Raw genomic sequence first — 16,488 nt, forward strand, 5'->3', positions numbered from 1 at the left:
GATGCTGTCCCGTCTGAGAAAACTCGGCGCCCGTGCGGCGCTGGCCGGCGCCCTGGCGCTCTCCGCGAGCACCGCTGCCCTCGCGCAGGGGACGCTGCGGATCGGCATGACCGCCTCCGACATCCCGCTGACCACCGGCCAGACCGACAACGGCGGCGAGGGCATGCGGTTCATGGGCTACACGGTCTATGACGGCCTGATCAATTGGGACCTGTCGAGCGCCGAACTGGCCTCCGACCTCGTGCCGGGCCTCGCCACCAGCTGGGGCGTCGACGCCACCGACAAGACCAAGTGGACCTTCAAGCTCCGGCCGGGCGTGAAATTCCATGACGGCTCGGACTTCACCGCCGACGCAGTGGTCTGGAACCTCGACAAGCTCCTGAAGGCCGACGCGCCGCAATACGACCCGCGCCAATCCGCACAGGGCAAGACCCGCATCCCGGCGGTGGCGAGCTACCGGGTGGTCGACCCGCTGACCGTCGAGATCACCACCAAGGCCCCCGACGCGACGCTGCCCTACCAGATCGCCTGGATCATGATGTCCTCGCCCGCCCATTGGGAGAAGCTCGGCAAGTCCTGGGACGCCTTCGCCAAGCAGCCCTCGGGCACCGGCCCGTGGAAGCTGACCCTGTTCGCCCCGCGCGAGCGCGCCGAGATGGTGCCATTCAAGGAATACTGGGACGCGAACCGCGTCCCGAAGCTCGAAAAGCTCGTGCTGATCCCCCTGCCGGAGGCCAATGCCCGGACCGCAGCGCTCCGCTCCGGTCAGGTGGACTGGATCGAGGCGCCCGCTCCAGACTCGGTGGCGTCGCTGAAGAGCGCCGGCTTCACCGTCGTCACCAACGCCTACCCGCATAACTGGACGTGGCACCTCTCGCGCGTCGAGGGCTCGCCCTGGAACGACATCCGCGTGCGCAAGGCGGCGAATCTCGCCATCGATCGCGACGGCCTGAAGGAACTGCTCGGCGGCCTCGCGATCCCCGCCAAGGGTTTCATGCCGCCCGGCCATCAATGGTTCGGCCATCCGACCTTCGATGTGAAATATGACCCCGACGCCGCCAAGAAGCTGCTCGCCGAAGCCGGCTACAGCCCCGCGAAGCCGCTGAAGCTGAAGGTGGCGATCTCGGCCTCGGGCTCGGGCCAGATGCAGCCGCTGCCGATGAACGAATTCGTCCAGCAGAACCTCGCCGACGTGGGCATCCAGGTCGATTACGAGGTGGTCGAGTGGAACACGCTCATCAACATCTGGCGGGCCGGCGCCAAGGCCGACATCTCCCGCGGCGTCTCGGCGATCAACTACTCGTACTTCATCCAGGATCCGTTCACCGGCTTCATCCGCCATCTGCAGTGCAACTTCGCCCCGCCGAACGGCACGAACTGGGGCTATTATTGCGACCCTGCGATGGACAAGCTGTTCGATCAGGTCCGCAACACCTTCGACAAGACCGAGCAGACCAAGGTCTTGGAAAAGATCCACGAGAAGTATGTCGACGACGCGCTGTTCATCATGATCACGCACGACGTCAATCCGCGGGCGATGAGCCCCAAGGTCAAGGGCTTCGTCCAGGCGCAGAACTGGTTCCAGGACTTCTCGAAGATTACGATGGCGACGGCGGGGCGGTAGCGCCGCCGTCGTGCCTGCGAGCTATCGGAGGCACGGAGCGGGTTTTCTGGAGGGGCGGGTTCCCTCTCCTATGCGGGAGAGGGACAGGGTGCGGGGTGCGACCTCTCCGGATGGACCTGATCCCTCACCCCAACCCTCTCCCGCACGGGAGAGGGGGGATTGTCGCGCCTCGCAAGGACCGAAGCGTGATCTTCGAAGGCTCTCCACGGCGGGGGCGACCGGACGGCGACAAAATATCGGTGGGCCAAAAGGCGAATAATGCTGCTCTACATCCTCAAACGGCTGGTCTACGTGACGCCCGTGGCGTTCGGGGTCAGCGTCGTCTGCTTCCTCCTCGTCCATCTCGCGCCGGGCGATCCCCTGAGCGCGGTCCTGCCCGCCGACGCCACCCAGGCGACCATCGACGAGATGCGGGCCGCCTACGGGTTCGATAAGCCCCTGCCGGTCCAGTACCTGATCTGGCTGTGGCACGTGCTGCACGGCGATCTCGGCACCTCCATCGCCACGGGCCGGCCGGTGCTCGGCGAGGTCAGCCGCGCCGTGGTGAACTCGCTGATCCTCGCCTCGGTGGCGACCGTGATCGGGTTCACCTTCGGCACCCTGTTCGGCTTCGTGGCGGGCTACCACCGCAACTCGCTGGCCGACCGGGCCGCTTCCGCCGTCTCGGTCTTCGGCGTGAGCGTGCCGCATTACTGGCTCGGCATGGTCCTGGTGATCGTGTTCTCGGCCAATCTCGGCTGGCTTCCGCCCACCGGCGCCGGGCCCGACGGCTCCGGCAACTGGCGGCCCGACTTCGAGCACCTGCGCTACCTGATCCTGCCGGCGATCACGATGTCGGTGATCCCGATGGGGATCATCGCCCGCACGGTCCGGGCGCTGGTGGCCGACATCCTGTCCCAGGACTTCGTCGAGGCCCTGCGCGCCAAGGGCATGGATGAGCGCGGCGTGTTCCGGCATGTCGTGCGCAACGCCGCCCCGACGGCGCTGGCCATCATGGGCCTGCAGCTCGGCTACCTGCTGGGCGGCTCGATCCTAGTCGAGACCGTGTTCGCGTGGCCGGGCACCGGCTTCCTCCTCAACGCCGCGATCTTCCAGCGCGACCTTCCCCTGCTGCAGGGCTCGATCCTCGTGCTGGCGATGTTCTTCGTGGCCCTCAACCTGCTGGTGGACGTGATGCAGACCGCCCTCGACCCGCGCATCGAGCGCGCCTGACCCGGAGCCCGATGATGACTGCTCCCGTCACCGCCGCCTCCGTGGCCCTCGACGGCGGCGTGCTTGCCGCCGAGGACGTGACCCACGGGCCGGAAGCCGCCTTCGCCCCGTCGCGGGGCTTCTGGGGCCATGTCGGCCACCGTCTGGTGCGCGACCCCGTCGCCATGGGCGCCGGCGCCGTGATCCTGATCGTCGTGCTCATCGCGATCCTCTCGCCGTGGATCACACCGATGGATCCCTACAAGGGCTCCATGCTGCGCCGCCTGAAGCATGTCGGCGACGCCACCTACTGGCTGGGCTCGGACGAGCTCGGCCGCGACATGATCAGCCGGCTGATGCTGGGCTCGCGGCTGTCGCTGTTCATCGGCGTCACCCCGGTGCTGATCGCCTTCGTGATCGGCTCGGGCATCGGGATCCTGGCGGGCTATGTCGGCGGCTGGACCAACACGATCCTGATGCGCACCATCGACGTCTTCTTCGCGTTTCCGTCCGTGCTCCTCGCGATCGCGCTGTCCGGGGCGCTCGGCGCCGGCATCTTCAACTCGATCGTCTCGCTGACCTGTGTTTTCGTGCCCCAGATCGCCCGGGTGGCGGAGAGCGTCACCACGGGCATCCGCAAGCGCGATTACATCGACGCCGCCAAGCTGTCGGGCGCCTCGGCGCTGACGATCATGCGCGTGCAGGTGCTCGGCAACGTCGTCGGGCCGATCTTCGTCTACGCGACCAGCCTGATCTCGGTCTCGATGATCCTGGCCTCCGGCCTGTCGTTCCTCGGCCTCGGCGTGCGCCCGCCCGAGCCCGAATGGGGCCTGATGCTGAACACCCTGCGCACCGCGATCTACGTCAACCCGGTCGTGGCCGCCCTCCCGGGCGTCTGCATCTTCATCGTCTCGATCGCCTTCAACCTGTTCTCGGACGGGCTCCGGTCCGCCATGGAGATTCGCCAGTGAGCGTCATCCCGGACGCCCCCGACCCGTTCGCCCGCGACCGCGGCGGACCCGCCCAGCCGCTCCTGTCGGTCTCGGGCCTCATCAAACACTTCCCGGTCCGCAAGGCCGGCGGAAAAAAGCAGGTGGTCCGCGCCGTCGACGGCGTCGATTTCGACGTGCTCAAGGGCGAGACGCTGGGCATCGTCGGCGAATCCGGCTGCGGGAAGTCGACCACCGCCAAGCTGCTGATGGGCCTGATCGAGCGCGATTCCGGCCAGATGTTGTACGACGGTCAGGCCATCGGCGAGCGCGCCATGCCGTGGCGGGCCTACCGCCGTCAGGTCCAGATGGTCTTCCAGGACAGCTACGCCTCGCTCAATCCGCGCATGACCGTGGAGCAGTCGATCGCCTTCGGCCCGAAGGTGAACGGCGTGCCCGGCCGGGAGGCGGTGGAGCGCGCCCGCGCGCTGCTCGCCCGGGTCGGCCTGGAGCCGAAGCGCTTCGCCGGGCGCTACCCGCACGAGATCTCCGGCGGCCAGCGCCAGCGGGTCAACATCGCCCGCTCCCTCGCCCTGGAGCCGCGGCTCGTGCTGCTCGACGAGGCGGTCTCGGCGCTCGACAAGTCCGTGGAGGCGCAGGTCCTGAACCTGCTGCTCGACCTCAAGGCCGAGTTCGGCCTGACCTACATCTTCATCAGCCACGACCTGAACGTCGTGCGCTTCATCTCCGACCGGGTGATGGTGATGTATCTCGGCCGGGTTGCGGAGATCGGGCCGTCCGACACGGTGCTCGACGCACCGGCGCATCCCTACACCGAGGCGCTGCTCGCCTCGATGCCGTCGCTCGATCCCGACAACCGCACCCAGGCCGCGCTGCTGGCCGGCGACCCGCCGAACCCGATCGACCCGCCCCCGGGCTGCCGCTTCCACCCACGCTGCGCCCTGGCGGAGGGCGTGTGCAGCCAGAAGGAACCGCCCCTCGACGCGATCCGGCCCCTGCACCGTGTCGCCTGCCTCGCCCGTCAGCCCGGATCGGGCCATTCCGCGGCCCGCGCAGACGCGCTCGCCGCATGAGCATGCCCATGAGCACGCCGATGAGCACGCCGATGAGCACGCCGATGAGCACGCCGATCTCTTCCTCAGAACCCGCAGTCGTCCTCAAGGACCTGCGCGTCGCCTTCGGCAAGGTTCAGGTGGTCGACGGCGTCGACCTCACCGTGGAGCGCGGTCAGGCGATGGCGCTGATCGGCGAATCCGGTTCCGGCAAGAGCGTCACGCTCCGCGCGATCCTGCGCCTGTTCCCGGAAGGGCGCAGCCGCATCGAGGGCCGGATCCTGGCCGCCGGCAGGGACGTACAGGCGCTCACCAAGCGTCAGCTCGCCGATTTCCGCGGCGGCGACGTCTCGATGATCTTCCAGGAGCCGTTGCTCGCCTTCGACCCGGTCTACACCGTGGGCCGGCAGATCACCGAGGCGATCCTGCGCCACGAAACGATCTCCAAGGACGAAGCCCGGAAGCGGGCGCTGGCCCTGTTCGAGCGGGTGCGGATCCCGAGCCCGGAGCGGCGGCTCGACAACTACCCGCACGAGATGTCGGGCGGCATGCGCCAGAGAGCGATGATCGCGCTGGCGCTGGCCTGCCGGCCGCAGGTGCTGCTCGCCGACGAGCCGACCACGGCGCTGGACGCCACGGTGCAGATCCAGGTGCTGCTGCTCCTGCGCGAGCTCCAGCGCGACCTCGGCCTGTCGATCATCATCGTCACCCACGATCTCGGCGCGGCCGTGGAGGTCGCCGACCGGATTGCCGTGATGTACGCGGGCAAGATCGTCGAGACCGGCACCGCGCATCAGGTGGTCCTGGACCCGCACCACCCCTACACGATCGGCCTTCTGCGCAGCCGGGCGGAAGGGGCGCTGGCCAAGGGCTCCCGGCTCGAGACCATCCCGGGCAGCCCGCCCGACCTCGCGAACCGCCCGCCGGGCTGCCCCTTCGCGCCGCGCTGCTTCCTGGCCGAGGAGCGCTGCCGCCGGGAGATGCCGCCGGTCGCCGAGATCGCCCCCGGCCACCGCGTCGCCTGCTGGCGGACCGAGGAGGCCTCGGCGGCCTACCGGGCCGGCCCGACGCCCGTGCGCGCCGCCGAGCCGGTCCCGGCCTGACCTCGACGCCCCCGCGCCGAGGCTTTATCCGGCTCGGCGCGGTCCCGCGGTGGCGGACCGCGTCCGATCCGGCCGCGCGGGCATCACGATGAGCCAAGTCCTCTCCGAGCCAGTCTCGTCCGAGATCCTGCTCGTTCCCCGGGGCGAGGCCGGGCACTTCCTGACGGCGGCCCTCGGCTGGCTGGGCAAGCGGATCACCGTCACGGCCCAGCCCGGCACGGCGAATCACGTCCTCTGCCTCCCCGTCCTCGATTTCGTGCGCCTCGGCTTTCCGGAGGCGAACGGCCGCCTCGACCTCCTCGAACCGGGAGACGCCGAGAACCTCCGCGCCGGGCGCGCCGCGCTCCTCCTCGATCTCTCCAACGAGGGGCCGGGCCTGCACGCGCCGACCTTCGAGGCGCTTCACCGCAACCTCGCGGGGCTCGGCATCCCGCGCGATCGGGTGATCCTGGTCACGCAGAACCGGCTGCTGCGGCTCGATTACGAGCGGCTCTACGGCGAGGGACTGCGGTTCTGGACCTTCGAGTTCTTCCCGCTCCAGGTTGCCCTCTGGCTGGACGCCGAGGCGGGTCCGCGGCTCTTCCCCCAGCATGCCCTCGATCGCACCGGCTACACGCCCTTCGCCCGCGCCTCCGGCCCGGCCCGCTTCCTCTGCCAGAACGCGGCTTTGCGCTGGCACCGAGTGCTGCTCTACCGGTGGTTCCAGCTCAACGGGCTGGACAGGGACGGGCTGATCTCCTTCCACGGCATCGGCGAGGACAACCCGAAGGCGGGCGGCATCAACGTCTTCCACGCTCCGCCTGAGATCGAGGCGGCTTTCGGCCCTCTGCTCGCCGATGTCGGCAGCTGGATCCCGCGCCGGGCGCGGCGGATCGATGCCGATCAGGGCACCGACATGGTCATGACCCTCGACACCGGCGCCTACGCGGAGTGCGACCTGACCGTCATCTCGGAGACCGACTTCTTCGAGCTGGGTGTCGAGCGCATCACCGAGAAATCCATCAAGGCGGCGGCGACGGGCCTGCCCTTCGTGATGGTGGGCGCGCCGCGCGCCGTCGAGCGGCTGTCCGAACTCGGCTTCCAGACCTTCGGCGGCCTGATCGACCACCAGTACGATTTCGCGGCCGACCCGGCCGAGCGCCTGCCGCTCGTGTTCCGGTCGATCGAGCGGGCCTGGGCGACGTGTCGGGGCGACCGGGCGCGCTGGCATCGTCTGGCCCGGGAGCAGGCTGAAGCCAATGTCGCCCATGCCCGAACCGGATTGCTGCCGCAGCTCGACCGGGTGATGGTCGCCCCGCTGATCGTGCGCCTGGCCCGGTTCATGGAAACGGGCGCGATCGTGCACTGACGGCACTCCGACCGTGACCGCAGCCCCTCTGTCGCCGGACCGCCATTGCACCACCTGCGGGCGCGGCCACTACATCGCCGTCCAGTTCTGCCCCTTCTGCGGCGCCGCCCAGGAGCCGCCGCGTTCTGGCCCGGATGACGGGCCCGTCCCCGCGGTCCGCGTCCTGCTGGTGCCGTCACCGGAATTGGACTGACCGGCGCGCGCGACGGCGCCGTCCGCCCCGGAAGCCCTGCTTCACCCAGCGCCTCCATTGCATCGACCGCCGCGCTCGGCCGTACCGGCCCGGCGGCCCCGCCGCGTGCCGCGGCCCCGCCGGGTCGTGTTGGCGCTCTTCACCATCGGCGCGCTCGCGTGGCTCGCGCAGGGCAGGCGGACGGGGCGTCCCGCGCCGGTCCGGATCACGGCTCAGGCCGGCTGGACGCCTGTGACCCTCGCGCCCTTCCGGGGCGTAAGGCTGCTGCGGGTCACGGGGGAGACCGCCTTCAGCCTGCGCATCGACGGGGAACGCATCGTGCGCGTCGCACCGGACCGCGGCGCGACCGTCCGGATGAAGGCCCTGCGGAGCCTGGACGTGCGGGCCGCCCAGGGGCGCACCGTCGTCACGCTGACACCGCGACCGGAGTGATCGGGACGGCGCGCAGGGTCTCCGCCAGGCGCAGCACGGCCGGGTCGATCGCCCGCTCCGGCACAGCGGCATAGCCGAGCAGCAAGCCCGGCTCCGCCGGCCCGGCATGATAGGCCGAGAGCGCGACCGCGGAGATTCCCGCCCGGCCGAGCGCGGCTGCGGCGGCCACGTCGGTGAGGGCTGCGCCCCAGGCTGGCCCCGGCCGGGCGATGACGTGCATCCCGCCCTCCATGGGGGCGATTGCGGCGACATCCCCGGCATGGCGGCGCGCGGCCTCGATCAGCGCCTCCTGGCGCAGGGCGTAGAGGCGTCGCGTCCGGCGGAGATGGCCGGCGAGGTGTCCGTCCTCGATGAACCGGGCCAGCGCCCACTGACCGATCCCGGGCGGGGCGGGCCCCGTCTCCGCGAGGGCCTGATTCACCGGCGCCACGAGCCCGCGCGGCAGCACGAGATAGCTCAAGCCCAGTGCGGGGAGCAGCAGCTTGGAGAAGCTGCCGACGTAGATCACCCGTCCACCGCGATCGAGGGCCCGCAGGGGCGCCAGCGGACGCCCGGCATAGCGATAGGCTCCGTCGTAATCGTCCTCGACGATCCAGCCCGAGACCGCCTCGGCCCAGGCCAGGAGGTCGAGGCGGTTCTCCAGGCTCATGGCGTACCCGAGGGGGTAATGGTGGGCCGGCGTCACCACCGCGAGCCGCGCCTCCGCCGTCGGCGCGGCGGCCAGGGCCACCGACAGGCCGCCGGGACCGACCGGGACGGGCACCGGGCGCAGGCCGGCGCTGGCGAGGGCCTGCGCGATGCCGGGGAAACCCGGCTCCTCGACCAGGGCGGTCTCGCCGGGATCGAGCAGCAGCTCGGCGAGCAGGCGCAGGCTCTGGCGTATGCCCGCCGTGACGATGACGTCCTCGGGCTCGCAGGCGACGCCGCGGGCCTGTGCCAGATAGGCGGCGATGGCGCCGCGCAGGGCCGGCGATCCGCGCGGGTCGGGCTTCTCCGTCGGACCGTGGCGCCACTCGGCCTGGAGCAGGCGAGCCCAGACCTCGAACGGGAAGGCGTCCTGCGCAGGCCGGCCGAGGGCGAAGGCGTCGGGCACGCCCGGCCCCGCCATGTAGCGCCGTGCCGGAGCGGAGACGAGGCGGGCGCCGCGGCGCGACAGGTTCGGGGCCGGCTCGGCGCCCGGTCGCCGGATCGGGCTTGGCGCGGGGAGCGCGTCGTCGGGAAGGGTCGCGGCGACGCGGGTCGCCGAGCCCGGCCGCGCCGTGAGGTAGCCCTCGGCGGTCAGCTGCTCCAGCGCCAGGACCACGGTTCCGCGCGCGCAGCCGAGATCGGCCGCCAGGACCCGCGAGGCCGGAAGCCGGGCCCCGCGCGGCAGGCGGCGGTCGAGGATCGCGGCGCGCAGGGCCTCCCGGAGCTGTGCGTGCAGCGGCGTCGAGACAGCGGCATCCAAGGCCAGCGTCAGCGGCAGGGGGCTTCGGGACATGGCGCAAACTGGTCCAGTCGCAGTTCGAGAATTGGACCTTTCGCCTGGACCGCCGAACGGTCAAGCACGCGTGGGCATCACCGCCGCAGGACGGACCCATGTACCAGCCGCCTCACTTCCGGGACGATTCGCGCGCCGCTCAGCACGCGCTGATCCGCGCCTATCCCCTCGGCCTGCTGATCACGGCCGGCTCGGGCGGCCTGACGGCGAACCCGATCCCGTTCCTGCTGGATGAGGCCGGGCCGCACGGCGTGCTGCGGGCGCATATCGCCCGCGCCAACCCGCAGGGCCTGGATCTCGCCGCGGTGGAGGAATGCCTGATCGTGTTCCAGGGGCCGCAGGGCTACGTCACCCCGAGCTGGTACGCGAGCAAGCGCGAGCACGGCCGCGTCGTCCCGACCTGGAACTACGCCACCGTCCATGCCTGGGGCCGGCCGCAGGTGATCGAGGATGTGGAGTGGCTCGGGCGCCAGATCGCCGACCTCACCGCCCTGCGCGAGTTGCCGCGGGCCGAGCCGTGGGCGGTGGCCGACGCGCCGGAGCCCTTCGTGGCCGCCCAGGTCCGGGGAATCATCGGCATCGAGATTCCGATCACGCGGATCGAGGGGAAGTGGAAGATGAGCCAGAACAGGCCCGAGGCCGACCGACACGGGGTCATCGCGGGGTTGCGCGCCGAGGGCGAGGCGGGTCTCGCCGGGCTGGTCGCCGAGCGGAGCGGCCTGTGAGCGCGCGCCTCAACGCCTTCGGCCAACCCATCGGCCCGGCGCTGCCGGACTGGAGCCCGCGTCCGCGCCCGCCGCGGACGCCCATGGAGGGCCGCACCTGCCGGCTCGTCCCGCTCAACGCCGCCGCCCATGGCGAGGCTCTGTTCGAGACCTACAGCGCTGCCCCGGACACGCGCGGCTGGACCTACCTCGGCGACGAGATGCCAGAGAGCGCGGCGGCCTACCGGGCGCGGCTGGAAACCCAGCAGACAAGCGAGGATCCGCTGTTCTACGCGATCCTCGATCCCGCGCGCGGCGACGCGCTCGGGATCGCCTCGTATCTCCGGATCGATCCGGGCAACGGCGTGATCGAGGTCGGCCATCTCCATTTCGGGCCGCGTCTGCAGCGCTCGCCCGCCGCCGCGGAGGCGATGGCGCTGATGATGGCCCGGGCCTTCGACGAACTCGGCTACCGGCGCTACGAGTGGAAGTGCGACAGCCTCAACGCCCCGTCCCGGGCGGCGGCATTGCGGCTGGGCTTCACCTTCGAGGGCATCTTCCGCAACGCCGTCGTGGTGAAGGGCCGCTCCCGCGACACGGCGTGGTTCTCGATCACCGCCGCGGAGTGGCCGCGGGTCCGCGCCGGCTTCGCCGCATGGCTGGACCCGTCGAATTTTGACGGGGAGGGCCGGCAGCGGCACGGGCTCGCGGACCTGCGCGCCGCTTCGGGCTGAGGCATCCTCAGGCCCGACCGGCCAGGAACGCCTCCGCACTGCGCAGGCTGAGCGCCATGATGGTCAGCGCCGGGTTCGCCGCGAGCGAACTCGGGAAGGTCGAGCCGTCGCAGATCCACAGGTTGTCGATGTCGAAGCTGCGGCCGTGCGGATCGACGACGGCGCTCGACCCGTCGCGGCCCATCCGGCAGGTCCCGAGCGTGTGGGCGACGCGCTCCAGCACCCAGATGTCCTCGGCCCCCGCCTCCTCCCAGAGCCCGCGCATGACCTTCGTGGCATGCGCGTTGAGGCGGTCCTCGTTGGTGCCGTAGCCGAAGCTGATATGGGCCTTGCGCATCCCGTGCGCGTCGGTCTCGTCGGCGAGGGTCAGCACGTTGGCGTCGCAGGGCAGCGTCTCGCCGTTGATGCCGATGCCGGCGAGGCGGTTGTAGCGGTCGAGGTAGTCGAGGAGCGGCTTCCCCCACAGGCCGCGCCCCCGCGCCACCGCATTGCCGAAGGTCACCGGCACCACGCCGAGGCTCTGGATGAGGTAACCGCCGGCGAAGTCGGCGCCGGCGCGGATGAAATCCTCGGTGATCAGCGAGGACGGATACCCCCGGTTCATCCGGACCTCGTTGTCGAAGGTGCCCCAAACCTGGGTCGCCACGTGCCCCATGTAGTTGCGACCGATCTGGCCGCTGGAATTGGCGAGCCCGAGATTGAGCAGCAGGCGCGGAGTCTCGACGGCCCCGGCACAGAGGAAAACGGCGCCGCACCGCTGCCGGCGATCCTCGCCGTCCTGGCGGTAGACCACGCCGGTGACCCGGCCGTCGGCAGCGCGCTCCAGGCCGTGGACGAAGGCCTCGGCCCGGATCTCGGCACCGTGGGCCACCGCGTACGGCAGGTAGGTCACGTCCATGCTCGCCTTGGCGCCCGTGCGGCAGCCCTGGTGGCAGAAGCCGCAATTGATGCAGGCGTTGCGGCGGGGTCCGTCCTCGGACTGGAAATCCTGGGAGACCACGGCGGCGGGCGCGTCCGCCCACCGGATGCCGCGGGCCTCGCAGGCCCGCGCCATGATGTCGGCCGGGCCATTCCGCGGGACCGGGGGCAGGGGATAGCGCCGGCCGGCATCCCACGGATAGCTCGGCGCGCCCGACACGCCGAGAAACCGCTCCACCCGCTCGTAGAACGGAAGAAGGTCCTCGTAGGTCAGCGGCCAGTCGACGCCTTCGCCGGTCTCCGTGTGGAGCCGGAGGTCGCGGGTGTCGGCCCGGGGCACGAAGGCACCCCAGTGCAGCGTCGAGCCGCCGACACCCGTGCCGCTGTTGTTCGCCCCGAAGGCCTCCGGGGTCGCGCCGCCGCTCAGCCGCTCCTCGGTCCAGTAGATCTCGTCCGCCAGCGTCTCGTCGAAGGCGAAGCGCTCCGGCGTGAAGTTCGGTCCGGCCTCCAGAGCCACGACCCTGAGGCCCGCGGCGGCGAGGCGCGCGAGGAGCGGCGCGCCGCCCGCGCCAGTCCCCACCACGACCGCATCGACGACGTCGTCCGCGCGGTAGGTCCGCATGCCCGCGAGATTCATCGTCCTGCCTCCGTCTGCAGCGCTTGGGGCTCCCAGGGTTCCGGCGCGTCGAGCCCGACCGCGTGGAAGCCCGGCAGGCCGTCGGCGATTTCTCCCGGCCGGTCGCCGCCGGCACCGATGCCCGAGAAGCCGATCCGGGCCAGCGCCGCCGGGTGGCCGAGCCAGAGCCGCACCGCGTCGGCGCGGAGATCCTCAAACCAGAACCGCATCCGGTCGCCGTCGAGCCGGCCTCCGAGGGCGTCCGGGACCGTCAGATCCCCACGCTGGCAAAGGGTGAGCAGCGCGTCCTGCCGTGGCGCGTCGAGGGTTGTGAACGGGCGGCCCTGCGCGGCCCGGGCTGCGGCATCCAGGGTGCGCAGGGCAGCGCGGTAGGCGTCCGCGTCCGGCGGCAGGGCCGAGAAGCGCCAGCCGTCGCCGGCGCCGGACGCCAGCCGCCGATCGAGGCGGGCCGCGAGATCGAGATGCGGCACCGGCATCACCCGGGCGAGGGCGGCCCGCAGGATCGCGAGTTCCACAGGGTCGAGGGCCGCCGGTCGATAGGCGGGGTCGTCCGGCGCGGCGCGCTCCGCGAGCGCCTGGCGCAGGCGGCCGTTGACCCGCTCGGAGGCGATCAGCGCCGCGTAGTCCGGCGCCACCGTCGGGGCCGCCTCAACCGGTCGGCGGGGCCGGTCGTCGAAATGGGCGCGCAGCCCGTCGGCCAGGGCGGCCGGCCGCTCCAGCGGCAGGAGATGGCCGACGCCGTCGACCGTCACGAGGCGATGATGTGCGAGGTGGGGCGCCGTCAGGGCCTGCTGCGCGTCGGGTCCGAGGTCGGCGTCCTCGGATCCGGCCAGAATCAGCGCCGGGGTGCGCAGGACGCCGACGCGGCGGCACCAATCCTCGTTGGCGCCCGCCTCGAGCCAAGCCTTCCAGGCGGCCGGCGCGGCCCGCAGGACGTCGGCTACCGCCCGTTCCTCGGTCTCAGGGTCCAGCCGGTCGCCGACATTCGCGCGTACGAAGGCCTGAGCCTCGCGCCGCCGCGTCTCGGGATCCGCATCGATCCAGGCGAGCATCTCGGCGCGCCGGTCCTCCGGGATCGGCTCCGGGCTCGGCGGCGAGCCGGAGACCAGGATGAGATCGGTGAGGCCGGTCAGACCCGCTTCGCCATCCTCGGCCCGGCGCGCCAAGGCCAAGGCGACCTTTGCCCCCATGCTGTGACCGGCGATCCCGAACCGGGCCGGAGCCCGCGCGCGGATGGCTTCGGCCACGTGATCGGCCATCGCGGCGACGGAATAGCCCGGCGTGCCGGCGGCATCGCCGAAGCCCGGCAAGTCGACCGGCACACATGTCAGCGGCGTCCCCGCGAGGGCACGCGCCAAAGGCTCCCAGCTTCGGGCGCTGCCCCCCAGGAAGTGAAGGCAGAACAGGACTTCAGGTTCGGACATTGCGGAGACATCGCGCGGTGCCAGAGTGCTTCAAGCGTACGCGACGCCGCATGGCCGACGTTTTGCCCCGGACCGAACGGTCAAGCCGGGACGGCGTGCGATCAGGGCATACGGAGGAGACCGTGGTGACGGATCTTGAACAGGCCTGGCGCGTGGAAGAAGCCTGCCTCAACGCCTGGCCGAGCCCGCGCGAACTCCTGATCCACGGCTACCTGCTGCGCGCCGCGGGCGGGCGTTCGAAGCGGCAGAATTCCGTGACCCCCATGCGGGGGAGCGGTGCGCCCGGACCGGCCATCGAGGCCGCGCGCACCATCTACGAGCGTCTGGGGCGGCGCGCGATCTTCCGGATTCCGGCGATCGCCCCGCAGATGCAGCCGCTCCTGTCCCACGCGGACTTCGCCGTCGTGGACGAGACCTGCACGCTGCTCCGCGCGCTCGATGACCTGCCGGCGGTGCCTGAGCCGGCAGCGACGGTCGCCGCCGTCCCCGGTGAGGACTGGCTGGCGGTGCGCGATGCCGTGAACCACACGGACGCCGCAGCCGCGCAAGTCTTCCGCGACACCGTCGCCGCCCTGTCCCTGCCGCGGGCCTTCGCGGCGGCCGCGGCCGAGGGCGGGATCGGCGCGATCGCCTTCGGGGTGCTCGACGGTGGTTGTCTGGTCATCGAGGCGGTGGCCACGCCCGAACCCCTGCGCGGCCGCGGCCATGCCCGGCGCGCCGTGGCCGCGCTGCTGCGCTGGGGGAGGGCGGAGGGCGCCCGGGCGGCCTGCCTGCAGGTCGTCGCGGCGAACACGCCGGCGCGGGCGCTCTACCGCGCCCTTGGCTTCGAGCGCGAACTGTACCGCTATCACTATCGGGTCGGTCCGGAGCCCGGCTGAGACGCGAGCCGGATCGCGGCCCAGTCCCGCACCCGCTCCGGCCGTCGTCTCAGGCGTCGAACAGCGAGCCCTGCCGCGTCGGGGCAGGGCGCGTACCGGTCCGCCTGCCCGGCGTTGCCGGCGAGGCCGCGCCGCCGCGACGCGCGGGCTTCGCCGACGGGGATGGATCGGAGTTCCCGGACGGATCGGCCCCGTCGGGCACGGCCGTCACGGTCCCGTCGGCGAATTGCAGACTGAGGCGGGTGGCCGCGGCCGCATCCGCGGCGCGGCGCATCGGCAGCCCAGCGGCATCGCGCACCAGCACGTAGCCGCGGTCGAGCACGGCGCGGTAGCTGAGCGAACCGAGCAGGCCCGCCAGCCCGTCCAGACGGTCGCGGCGGCGCTCGATGCTGCGCGCCCCGGCCTGGGCGAGGCGCTCCGACAGCGCGTGCAGGCGGTCGGTGTGGCGCGCCTGCAGCGCCCGGGCCCGTTCCAGGCCGGCCTCCCGCGCGACGACGAGGCGCCGCCCGAGCTGGATCAGGGCTTCGCCCTTGCGCTGGACGTCGTTGCGCAGGGCATTGAGCGGCCGGTGGTCGATCCGCGCCAGCCGCGCGCGGGCGTTGGCGAGGACCACGTCGGGCGAGCGCCGGGCCATCCGGTCGAGGAGGAGCTGGAGCCGCGCGCGATGGCGGCTGGCGCCCGCCGCGAGGGCCGGGGCGAGGCGCGCCTCGGCGAGGTCGAGCCGCTGGCGCTTGGCCGCCAGCAGGGCGTCGGCACTGGGCAGAGCACGTCCGAGGGCGCGCAGATCCGACCGGTCGCGGTCGATCCGGCGCCCGACCGCTCCTCTGCCGCGGGCGGAGAGGTCCGCCACCGTCGCGATCAGGTCGGCGCGGACCGGCACCGCCATCTCGGCGGCGCCCGTCGGGGTCGGCGCCCGGCGGTCGGACACGTAGTCGATCAGCGTGGTGTCGGTCTCGTGCCCGACCGCCGAGATCAGCGGGATCGCGCTCTCGAAGGCGGCGCGGACGACGCATTCCTCGTTGAAGGCCCAGAGATCCTCGATGGAGCCGCCGCCGCGGGCGACGATCAGCACGTCCGGGCGGGGGATCGCGCCGCCCGCCGGAAGCGCATTGAAGCCGCGGATCGCGGCCGCGACCTCCTCGGCCGCGCCGTCGCCCTGGACCCGCACCGGCCAGACCAGGACGGGCCGCGGGAACCGGTCCTCCAGCCTGTGGAGGATGTCGCGGATCACCGCGCCGGTCGGCGAAGTGACGACGCCGACGACCTGCGGCAGGTAGGGGATGGGCCGCTTGTGCTCGGGGGCGAACAGCCCCTCGGCGGCGAGCAGCTTCTTGCGCTCCTCCAGAAGAGCCATCCAGGCCCCGAGACCCGCCGGCTCCAGGTTCTCGATGACGATCTGATAGGAAGACTTCCCGGGGAACGTGGTGATGCGACCGGTGGCGACGACCTCCAGCCCCTCCTGGGGGCGCTGGCGCAGGCGGCCGAACACACCCTTCCAGACCACCGCGTCGATCCGCGCCTGCCCGTCCTTCAGGGAGAAATAGGCGTGGCCCGAGCCGTGCTGGCCGCGATAGCCCGAGATCTCGCCGCGCAGGCGGACATGGCCGAAGGCGTCCTCCAGCGTGCGTTTCAGGGCACCGGCCAGTTCGCCCACCGACCATTCGGGCTGGTTGGCATTGAGCACGCGGGTCGGCGGGATATCCGCCGCGGGCTGGGCTGCGGGGCGCGGGGGCGGCACGAGGGGCATCGCCGGACGCTAGGGGGCTCCGGCAGGACAGTCAAAGGTCCGCTGTGGAGATGCGGTCGTTCGGCCGGAGCGC

At 71.9% G+C, this 16,488-nt stretch carries 15 protein-coding genes; 11 read left to right on the forward strand and 4 right to left on the reverse strand.

Annotated elements, in window-relative coordinates; translation table 11 throughout:
- Position 1 precedes the first annotated feature (1 nt).
- The 8 genes from ABIC70_RS14370 (at position 2) to ABIC70_RS14405 (ending at position 7,893) form a co-directional block, all read left to right on the forward strand.
- Positions 2-1,624 (forward strand): ABC transporter substrate-binding protein, encoded by a 1,623-nt coding sequence (locus ABIC70_RS14370; RefSeq protein ID WP_354439989.1) that lies wholly within the window; start codon positions 2-4, stop codon positions 1,622-1,624.
- A 258-nt stretch (positions 1,625-1,882) separates the two neighbouring features.
- Positions 1,883-2,836, forward strand: coding sequence for an ABC transporter permease (locus tag ABIC70_RS14375; RefSeq protein ID WP_043383901.1), 954 nt, complete (start codon positions 1,883-1,885; stop codon positions 2,834-2,836).
- A 14-nt stretch (positions 2,837-2,850) separates the two neighbouring features.
- The gene (locus tag ABIC70_RS14380) at positions 2,851-3,786 is read left to right on the forward strand and encodes an ABC transporter permease (RefSeq protein ID WP_043351394.1); all 936 of its coding nucleotides are present in this window, start codon (positions 2,851-2,853) and stop codon (positions 3,784-3,786) included.
- On the forward strand, positions 3,783-4,838 hold the full coding sequence (locus ABIC70_RS14385) for an ABC transporter ATP-binding protein (RefSeq protein WP_043755754.1): 1,056 nt from the start codon (positions 3,783-3,785) through the stop codon (positions 4,836-4,838). The genes ABIC70_RS14380 and ABIC70_RS14385 overlap by 4 nt, the downstream gene beginning before the upstream one ends.
- 32 nt (positions 4,839-4,870) lie before the next feature.
- Positions 4,871-5,920, forward strand: coding sequence for an ABC transporter ATP-binding protein (locus tag ABIC70_RS14390; protein ID WP_374701321.1), 1,050 nt, complete (start codon positions 4,871-4,873; stop codon positions 5,918-5,920).
- An 88-nt stretch (positions 5,921-6,008) separates the two neighbouring features.
- Entirely contained in the window at positions 6,009-7,268 is a 1,260-nt protein-coding gene (locus ABIC70_RS14395; RefSeq protein ID WP_345821497.1) for a hypothetical protein, read from the forward strand.
- Positions 7,269-7,281: 13 nt separating this feature from the next.
- Positions 7,282-7,461, forward strand: coding sequence for a hypothetical protein (locus ABIC70_RS14400; RefSeq protein ID WP_354439958.1), 180 nt, complete (start codon positions 7,282-7,284; stop codon positions 7,459-7,461).
- A gap of 105 nt (positions 7,462-7,566) precedes the next feature.
- The gene (locus ABIC70_RS14405; RefSeq protein WP_182591950.1) at positions 7,567-7,893 is read left to right on the forward strand and encodes a hypothetical protein; all 327 of its coding nucleotides are present in this window, start codon (positions 7,567-7,569) and stop codon (positions 7,891-7,893) included.
- On the opposite strand, the gene pdxR is transcribed toward ABIC70_RS14405, so the two are convergent.
- The gene (gene pdxR, locus ABIC70_RS14410) at positions 7,868-9,373 is read right to left on the reverse strand and encodes a MocR-like pyridoxine biosynthesis transcription factor PdxR (protein WP_354439959.1); all 1,506 of its coding nucleotides are present in this window, start codon (positions 9,371-9,373) and stop codon (positions 7,868-7,870) included. The two genes, ABIC70_RS14405 and pdxR, sit on opposite strands and share 26 nt — an antisense overlap.
- Before the next feature lie 98 nt (positions 9,374-9,471).
- Between pdxR and ABIC70_RS14415 the strand changes: the two genes are divergently transcribed.
- Both ABIC70_RS14415 and ABIC70_RS14420 read left to right on the forward strand, forming a co-directional pair.
- Positions 9,472-10,098: an FMN-binding negative transcriptional regulator gene (locus ABIC70_RS14415; RefSeq protein ID WP_182591948.1), complete on the forward strand. Its 627-nt coding sequence runs from the start codon at positions 9,472-9,474 to the stop codon at positions 10,096-10,098.
- Positions 10,095-10,811, forward strand: a complete 717-nt coding sequence (locus ABIC70_RS14420; RefSeq protein ID WP_354439960.1) for a GNAT family N-acetyltransferase — start codon at positions 10,095-10,097, stop codon at positions 10,809-10,811. Before ABIC70_RS14415 ends, ABIC70_RS14420 begins: the two co-directional genes overlap by 4 nt.
- 7 nt (positions 10,812-10,818) lie before the next feature.
- Here the strand turns inward: ABIC70_RS14420 and ABIC70_RS14425 are convergent, their stop codons facing one another.
- On the reverse strand, positions 10,819-12,366 hold the full coding sequence (locus ABIC70_RS14425; RefSeq protein ID WP_043755767.1) for a GMC family oxidoreductase: 1,548 nt from the start codon (positions 12,364-12,366) through the stop codon (positions 10,819-10,821).
- Positions 12,363-13,790, reverse strand: coding sequence for an alpha/beta hydrolase (locus ABIC70_RS14430; protein ID WP_354439961.1), 1,428 nt, complete (start codon positions 13,788-13,790; stop codon positions 12,363-12,365). The genes ABIC70_RS14425 and ABIC70_RS14430 overlap by 4 nt, the downstream gene beginning before the upstream one ends.
- 125 nt (positions 13,791-13,915) lie before the next feature.
- On the opposite strand from ABIC70_RS14430, the gene ABIC70_RS14435 reads away from it, so the two are divergent.
- Positions 13,916-14,668 (forward strand): GNAT family N-acetyltransferase, encoded by a 753-nt coding sequence (locus tag ABIC70_RS14435; protein WP_354439962.1) that lies wholly within the window; start codon positions 13,916-13,918, stop codon positions 14,666-14,668.
- A gap of 49 nt (positions 14,669-14,717) precedes the next feature.
- Here the strand turns inward: ABIC70_RS14435 and xseA are convergent, their stop codons facing one another.
- Positions 14,718-16,415: an exodeoxyribonuclease VII large subunit gene (gene xseA / locus ABIC70_RS14440; protein WP_354439963.1), complete on the reverse strand. Its 1,698-nt coding sequence runs from the start codon at positions 16,413-16,415 to the stop codon at positions 14,718-14,720.
- Between the last annotated feature and the right edge of the window lie 73 nt (positions 16,416-16,488).

This window comes from Methylobacterium sp. 1973, from assembly GCF_040545035.1.
GTDB classification, from domain to species: domain Bacteria; phylum Pseudomonadota; class Alphaproteobacteria; order Rhizobiales; family Beijerinckiaceae; genus Methylobacterium; species Methylobacterium fujisawaense.